Source organism: Vibrio sp. 10N.261.51.F11 (genome assembly GCF_041471665.1).
Classification (GTDB): Bacteria; Pseudomonadota; Gammaproteobacteria; order Enterobacterales; family Vibrionaceae; genus Vibrio; species Vibrio crassostreae_C.
In genome coordinates this window covers 1-6,999 of record NZ_JBFROW010000085.1, presented here as the reverse complement: position 1 = coordinate 6,999, position 6,999 = coordinate 1, and the positions used below count along the sequence as shown (strand labels likewise).

Annotated in this window: 5 protein-coding genes and 1 pseudogene; 2 read left to right on the top strand and 4 right to left on the bottom strand. The window is 43.0% G+C overall.

Annotated elements, in window-relative coordinates; all coding sequences use genetic code 11:
* Positions 1-236 precede the first annotated feature (236 nt).
* Positions 237-1,793, bottom strand: a pseudogene (locus tag AB4351_RS20855) (carboxylesterase/lipase family protein).
* A 121-nt stretch (positions 1,794-1,914) separates the two neighbouring features.
* Between AB4351_RS20855 and AB4351_RS20850 the strand changes: the two are divergent.
* Positions 1,915-2,838, top strand: coding sequence for a LysR family transcriptional regulator (locus tag AB4351_RS20850; protein WP_372127035.1), 924 nt, complete (start codon positions 1,915-1,917; stop codon positions 2,836-2,838).
* Between the two features lie 393 nt (positions 2,839-3,231).
* Here AB4351_RS20850 and AB4351_RS20845 read toward each other — a convergent pair whose 3' ends face one another.
* The 3 genes from AB4351_RS20845 to AB4351_RS20835 all read right to left on the bottom strand — a co-directional run bounded on the left by AB4351_RS20845 (position 3,232) and on the right by AB4351_RS20835 (position 5,518).
* On the bottom strand, positions 3,232-4,026 hold the full coding sequence (locus AB4351_RS20845; RefSeq protein WP_371959803.1) for a class III extradiol ring-cleavage dioxygenase: 795 nt from the start codon (positions 4,024-4,026) through the stop codon (positions 3,232-3,234).
* Positions 4,023-4,976 carry a glutathione S-transferase family protein gene (locus AB4351_RS20840; protein ID WP_017039294.1) on the bottom strand — a complete coding sequence of 318 codons (954 nt, stop codon included), beginning with the start codon at positions 4,974-4,976 and terminating at the stop codon, positions 4,023-4,025. The genes AB4351_RS20845 and AB4351_RS20840 overlap by 4 nt, the downstream gene beginning before the upstream one ends.
* A gap of 89 nt (positions 4,977-5,065) precedes the next feature.
* Positions 5,066-5,518 (bottom strand): DoxX family protein, encoded by a 453-nt coding sequence (locus AB4351_RS20835; protein WP_017037256.1) that lies wholly within the window; start codon positions 5,516-5,518, stop codon positions 5,066-5,068.
* 144 nt (positions 5,519-5,662) lie between these two features.
* Here AB4351_RS20835 and AB4351_RS20830 point away from each other — a divergent pair, with 144 nt between their 5' ends.
* Positions 5,663-6,574, top strand: a complete 912-nt coding sequence (locus tag AB4351_RS20830) for a LysR family transcriptional regulator (protein WP_017062675.1) — start codon at positions 5,663-5,665, stop codon at positions 6,572-6,574.
* Positions 6,575-6,999: the final 425 nt, after the last annotated feature.

The following is a 6,999-nucleotide window of genomic DNA, read 5'->3' as shown; positions in this document are numbered from 1 at the left end:
TGGAGTTTTAGATACCTGAATTAATCCGGTGACTCCCGATTTAAGTAAATAGTCTAAATGATTTCTGTCCAAAAGCTTCTCGGATTGAATTTTTACCCGTGGCACTTTCTAACTCGAAAGTGCCCCGTTATCTTTTAGTTAAATCTATCAACAGAATAAACCAAGCCACGTGATAACCTAGTTTTTCTAATCTGAATTATGTCAGCAGCCACCGTCCAATATTTGAATCGTTTTACTTAGAACTCAAAATCTTCCCACAATTTTCGAACTGAGCTATTAGGGTCATTGACCTGTTTCGATTTAACATCAAATTGCATTGTTGGTCGTTCCGCTAAGTTGTATGGAGACCAATCAGCTTTGCTTGTCTTGATGAATGTAAGCCATTGGCTATGCATGGTGTTAATAAGTTCAATCGGAGGTTGTGAGCCGACAAATCTTTTTGCTTGTTCATTGTCAGTGGTATTAAATACAAAAGGCACGTCAACAAAGTGTGCGGCTCCTAAATGACCATCAAATGCAGGTGACATCCAAGAAAAGTTATAATGCCAAACTTTGTTGTCGTTTTTAGTTAACTGTTGAGCAATGTGAAGTGCTGGCATTTTAAACGTAAAATCAGATTGGATGTCGGCAAAAGTGTCTCCAATAGTTTTTCCATTGTCTTTTGTTGAATACACATCAGCAGGGCGGCCTTCCAGTGACAAGTCAGACAATAGTAGCGACTTCGTTTTTTCGGTCGTATTGTTTACGGCATCACTTGGTACAAGGTACAGTCGTGACTCTTGATCGGTGCTACCAACGATGACCGGAATAGAAGGAGAAGCTTTAGTGAGATCTTTCATTGGAGACTCGACAATGATATCGCCATCAACAACGGGCAAAAATGCGGTGCCTCCCCATGATATCATTCCCCATTTGTTGCGATCTTGTATCGTATAACCCATATCAATAACGTTCTTAACTAATTCAGGAAATGGAATGGTCGATAAGCCTGTAACGGTGGCTGGAATATTCAGTTTTTTGGTCTAGCTTTGTGTGATTTGCTGAGCTTCTTTCTGAGTTAAAAATGCCATTGGAGGACTTTGCATAATAGCTTTCTGGAATAGGCCTTCTGCTTTTTCGGTACCCAATAAAATGGCAACACTTTCTGCCCCAGCAGATTGACCTGCAACAGTAACTTGGCTAGGGTCTCCACCAAAATCTTCGATGTTATTTTGTACCCACTCAAGAGCCATGATCTGATCAAGAATGCCGCGATTATCCGGTGCGCCCTCAAGGTGCATAAAACCATCAACGCCTACACGATAATTGATCGTTACAACAATCACGTCATTCTGAGCAAAGCTTGTTCCGTCGTAGGCTAACTCTGCCGCATCTTCTCGGATGAATGCGCCGCCAGGGATCCACACCATGACTGGCAGTTTTTTATTTGATGCCTTGTTGTTGGTAGCTACGGCGTTCATAGGTGTCCAAATGTTCAGAGTTAGATCATCGGGAGCCCCCACCAAGGTGGTGTTTTTATCTCGGCTAGGCTGTGGGACAGGTTGACCTGCTTTTGTTGCATCTAATACTCCGCTCCAAGTTTCGTATGCTTGCGGTGCTCGAAATCGGCGATCTGCCGTAAAAGGGTTTTTCGCATATGGGACGTCATAAAATGTGGCTACGCCATCATGGTTGTTTCCCATAAGTTTACCAGACTTAATGATTGCTACCGTTGAGTTTTCAGCATTTTGAGTGTGGGCAAATAGTGTATTACTTTGAATTAAACCTGCACTGAGGCATGCGACTAGTACCATTGTTTTTTTCATTTCATTCGGCTCGGTATTGGAATAGAAGGTCAGTATAAAACCTAGTTTGAAGTTGATATATATGCTATACGTCAATAGATTGTTGCATAAATCGAACTATTGAGGGTGTATGGATAGAATTGTTTCAATGGAAGTTTTCGTTTCTACTGTCGATCTAGGAAGCCTGACGGCAGCATCTGAGGCTTTAGGAATGTCACGATCCATGGCGACTAGGCATATAACCGCGTTGGAAAAGTCTTTAGGTGTATGTTTACTATATCGCTCAACAAGAAGCTTAGGTATCACTAACGCCGGTCGTGATTTATTGCCTTTCTGCCAGAATATTTTAGAGCAGAATGCCCAACTATATAGCTTAGCCCAAGAGCAGCACTCTCAACCTAAAGGAAGAATTTCACTGGTTACTAGCATTTCGTTTGGTCAGGGTTATCTTGCCCAAGCTATTGAACAATTCATGCTTAAGTACCCTGACATAGAAGTCGATCTCACGCTGTCGAATCAGTCACTGGATTTGATAAAACATGGGGTTGATATGGCAATCGAGTTGAGTAATGACCTGCCCGAATCTTTAATTGGAAAGAAATTGGCTGATTGTCCATCGGTGGTTTGCGCTTCCCCTCAGTATCTAGCAGAACATGGGTCTCCTTTATCTCCCGAAGATTTACTCGATCACAATTGCTTGATCCACAAACGAATAGGCAATGATTGGCTGTTTGTTTCTAAAGCCGGTTCTAAATCTGCTCAGCCTATTAATGCAACGGTCACAAGTAACTACTCTGTAAATGATAGTTCCATACTTCTTAATGCAGCGATTAATGGCAAAGGTATAGCGTGTTTACCTCTGCCTTTTATTGCAATCGACATACAAGCAGGGACTTTGACTATCTTGTTGAAAGACTTTGAAGTCAATCCAATTGGCATATGGGCTCTGTATCCTTCAAGGCAATATCAACCCAAACTACATCGACACTTGTTGGACTTTTTGCAAGAAGATTTATCAATTAAGCATGATCATATGCGAAATATTGATTCATGAAGCTATGTTGGTAATGAAACCAAGCAATAATGTATCCTACCTAATCGGTTAGTTACTTCTAAAGTTTTCGTAATATCAACATGTAATGAATGAGTTAATTTGGACTGCTGCATAATTGCTGCCCGTAGAGTTGCGATACTAGAAGTTATGTGAAAGTTCAGCGTGTCTGATGGTTCGTAACTCTGAATTGTCCAGAGGCTTCATAGACCTGAGGTTTGACTCGTGTGATCACGGAGCTAGACATTTGGTACTAAACTGACGGATTGCACTTTGCCTACTGGCAACTAGGAAGGAATTCTTCCTGGTTCAACTCATTCCTGCCCCATTCTTAGCCTTGCAGTTTATACTTATCTTGGTTGATGCTGTTCTTCTAAACTAAAGTAATGTTATTGCTCACTGAGACCAAACATAACTCTCCATTGAAATGGAGTGATGCAAGATTGGACTTTCCAACACCGTAAGATTATCAGCGTCATCTTTTGCTCCCATAGCAATAACTAACGGCAAATAATGCTCAGAGGTAGGATGTGACTTCGCATAGTGAACAGACTTAACGTGAGGCTGTTTTGCCTCCGCTAAATTGCCTTCAAGAGCGATTTTCCGTGCCCAATTTTGGAATTTGTTTGCATAATCTGCGACGCGCTCGTGACTCATTCGAATGTCATATAAATTGTGCGTCAGGCTACCTGAGCAGATAACCGCAATATTCTGCTTACGCAATTGTTTCAAGGTATTACCGAGCTTTTCTAGTTCATCTGGTGACAGATCAACATTCAGCGACAATTGCACTATTGGCTTGTCTGCATTTGGGCGCAGGTGATACAGCGGTACCCAAACACCGTGATCCCAGCCTCGGTAATTGTCCGCCTTAGTTTCGAAACCATTGTTGGTTAATAAGTCGATGACTTTATTACCAACAATGTGTGAGCCCACAGCAGGATAGTTCAACTCGTACAATTCAGGTGGAAAGCCACCAAAGTCGTGAATGGTTTCTGGTTGGTCGTTGGTGATAACGACATTACCGCGGGCAACCCAATGTGGTGATATCACTAATATAGCTTCCACATCATCAAATTTAGCTACTTGATGGGTTAAATTATCGGTCGCCTGTTGTTGAGCCTCGATGCTTGCGCCTAACGCAAACATCGGAGAACCGTGACCAACGAACATCAGAGGTGCTAGTTTCATACTCCCTCCGGTAAATATTTAAACCAATCCAAGTACGGCCCCTGAGGAATTATGCCAGATGGATTTAGCGCAGTTACCGAGTAATAGCCCGCTTTAATATGATCGACACGAGTGTTTTTCGCAAAGGCTTCGATTTGTAATAAGCGGTCCAAATACGCTGACAACGCAGGGTAGTCAGAGATGGCTTTGATGTTAGTTTTAAATAGGCCATGGTAGGCCACATCAAATCGGATCAAGGTAACGAATAACCGAATGTCGCTTTCGGTTAGTTGGTTGCCAACGGCAAAATCGTTATTCGCAAAATGTGTTTCCAGTTCTTCTAAGCGAGCGAAAATATCAACCATGGCTTCGTCGTAAGCTTTCTGGCTTGAAGCGAATCCTGCGCGATACACGCCATTGTTTAAGCTGTCGTAGATACTGGCATTAAACTCTTCAATTTGTGATTGCAACTCAGTCGGGTACAAATTGATGTTTGAATTATGAATCGGTCTTAAGTCTTCGTTCAAAATATGAAGAATATCAGCAGACTCGTTGTTGATGATTTTGTTATCACCACAATCCCAAAGTACAGGCACAGTCGCTCGACCAGTGTATTGGTCATCAGTCATCGTATAAAGATGGTGAGCGTATTCCACTCCCTCAATGCCACTCTCTGTAGAGCCTACCGTTGAATCAGATTCACCCCCAAATTGCCAACCGAAATCTGTTAGTACTGGGTCTAAGATTTTTACGTCAATTACATCTTCTAAGTTAAACAACGAGCGAGCAATTAATGTGCGTGTTGCCCAAGGACAAATGTAAGCAGCATAGAGTCGCAAACCTTTATCGACTGCTGACTGTGCATCGTCAATGCGATTTGTGAATGCGCTGCTTTGGCGGATGAAGCGGCCTTCACTGTCTTTCTCTTGAACGGGATCCCACTTGCGTTCCCACTTACCATTTACCAACATAATCTTTCCTTATTTCGAAGAGCCCCTTGCGAGCGTACGCCATGGGCGTCTGTTGTTTGTCTAATTTGTTTCGAGTCCAATAGCTTTTATTAAGCGGTTTTGGTTGCACCAAGTAAGCGGTTATCAATGGCAAACTTTCCGCCACCTTGAATGGCTAGCGCTAAAGTGGCAGCGAATAACGCCAAAGCAAACTCGTAACCGTTATTGCTGATAAATAAGCCATGGCTGATGTGAACGCTGAAGATTGCCACTAACATGGCAAATGCATTGACCAGTGCTGCTGGGCGAGTCAAAAGGCCAAATATCAAGGCTAAACCTCCGAAGAATTCTGCACTGCCAGCCATCAATGCCATTAGGTAACCGGGTGCTAGCCCAATGCTTGCCATCCATTGGCCAGTGCCTTCAAGTCCATAGCCACCAAACCAGCCAAACAGCTTTTGCGCACCATGTGCAGCCAAAATGATTCCTACCGGAACTCTCAGTACTAGTGCCGCAAAGCCAGCATTGGATTGAATTACTTTGTTAAAAATGTGCTTGTTCATGGTATTTCCCTCAGAGTTGATTTATTCAAGTAAGTCTTAACTTGGGAATAAGATTAATCCTTCTCCTTTAGATGATAAATGGCATTATCATTGAATGATTTCCAATGTATTGTTGGTAATTGACTTATTAAAAGGATTTGTTTAATGGATAGGATTGACACCATGAAGGCGTTTCTCACGGTCTCTAGAGAAGGCAGTTTTACCAAGGCAGCAGAGAAACTGGGAACGTCAAATCAGTTGGTCAGTAAGTACGTATCTCATTTGGAGGAACAACTCGGGGTACGCCTGCTGAACCGCACGACGAGAAAAGTACACCTTACAGAAGCGGGCGAGCGATGTGTGCAACACGTTCAGCACATTTTGGAAAGTATTCAAGACATGGAAGGGAGCATGGGGCAGTTAAAGAATGAGGCGCAAGGTTTACTGCGTATCAGTGCTCCGGTGACTTTTGCTACCAAGCATCTCGCTTCACTTATTCGGGATTTTAAGCAGCTCAATCCGGCTGTGGGTATCGATTTGCAACTCAACGATCGGAAAGTCGATGTGGTTGAGGAGGGCTTTGATTTAGCGTTACGGATCGGGCAATTAAAAAGCTCATCCTTAATTGCAAAGCGTGTTGCTCCGGTTCGGTTGGTTATGTGTGCTTCCCCAGACTATCTTGAACGGCATGGAACGCCAGAGCATCCGGAACAGCTTATTCCAGAGCATCTGCTAAGCTACAGCTACATGGATTACAGTCAATCCGAGTCCCCACTTATGAATGCGCTGAAGCGCTCGTCAAAAGAGGAGAGTTCCGGTATTTCCTGCAACAACGGCGATATCCTCGTTGAGTCCGCTATAGCGGGAGAGGGCTATGTTTTTCAACCCACCTTTATCGTGTCTGACGCAGTAAAGAAGGGCCAACTTAACGTTATTCTAAAAGAGTTTGAGCCAGAACCCATGGCGCTATATGCGGTGTATCCGCACCGTAAGCTGATTGCGACTAAGTTGAGTGTTTTTATCGAGTTTCTCAGTAACTATTATGGTGATTTACCGTATTGGGATGATGTTTTTTAAGACTTGAACGGCTCCTGTAGTAGCTAAGTGAACTTGGCCACGTAGCTAGAGATTTGCAATACCTGAGTTAATCCTTTAAATGCTAATTTAGCAGAATCACTGACTCATAAATGTTCAAAAGTTTGTTCGAGGAAGCTGTAATATGTGTGCTGTACTAATACCTTGCCAACTAACGAAGAATTCGTGATCGCCCAGCAGTCGGTTGAACTGCTGTGATTTTTTCAAAAACAGATAGTTAAAAGCGAGCTTAGTGCTCGCTTTTTTGATCTTATATGTTGGATAGACCATCGCAAAGCACGCGAATGCCGAGCACTCATCGCTCCCTACATTGACTGCTGCAATTCACTTTTTAGCTCCAAACTAGTGAGGTTAGTGTTGGCTTGTTTATGCCCAGACTTTTCTAAGTGTGATTACCGAGGGAGGTT

Coding starts and splice junctions, on each gene's coding strand:
- AB4351_RS20835 (WP_017037256.1), bottom strand. CDS start 5,518: ATGAACAAGCACATTTTTAACAAAGTAATTCAATCCAATGCTGGCTTT.
- AB4351_RS20845 (WP_371959803.1), bottom strand. CDS start 4,026: ATGAAACTAGCACCTCTGATGTTCGTTGGTCACGGTTCTCCGATGTTT.
- AB4351_RS20850 (WP_372127035.1), top strand. CDS start 1,915: ATGGATAGAATTGTTTCAATGGAAGTTTTCGTTTCTACTGTCGATCTA.
- AB4351_RS20830 (WP_017062675.1), top strand. CDS start 5,663: ATGGATAGGATTGACACCATGAAGGCGTTTCTCACGGTCTCTAGAGAA.
- AB4351_RS20840 (WP_017039294.1), bottom strand. CDS start 4,976: ATGTTGGTAAATGGTAAGTGGGAACGCAAGTGGGATCCCGTTCAAGAG.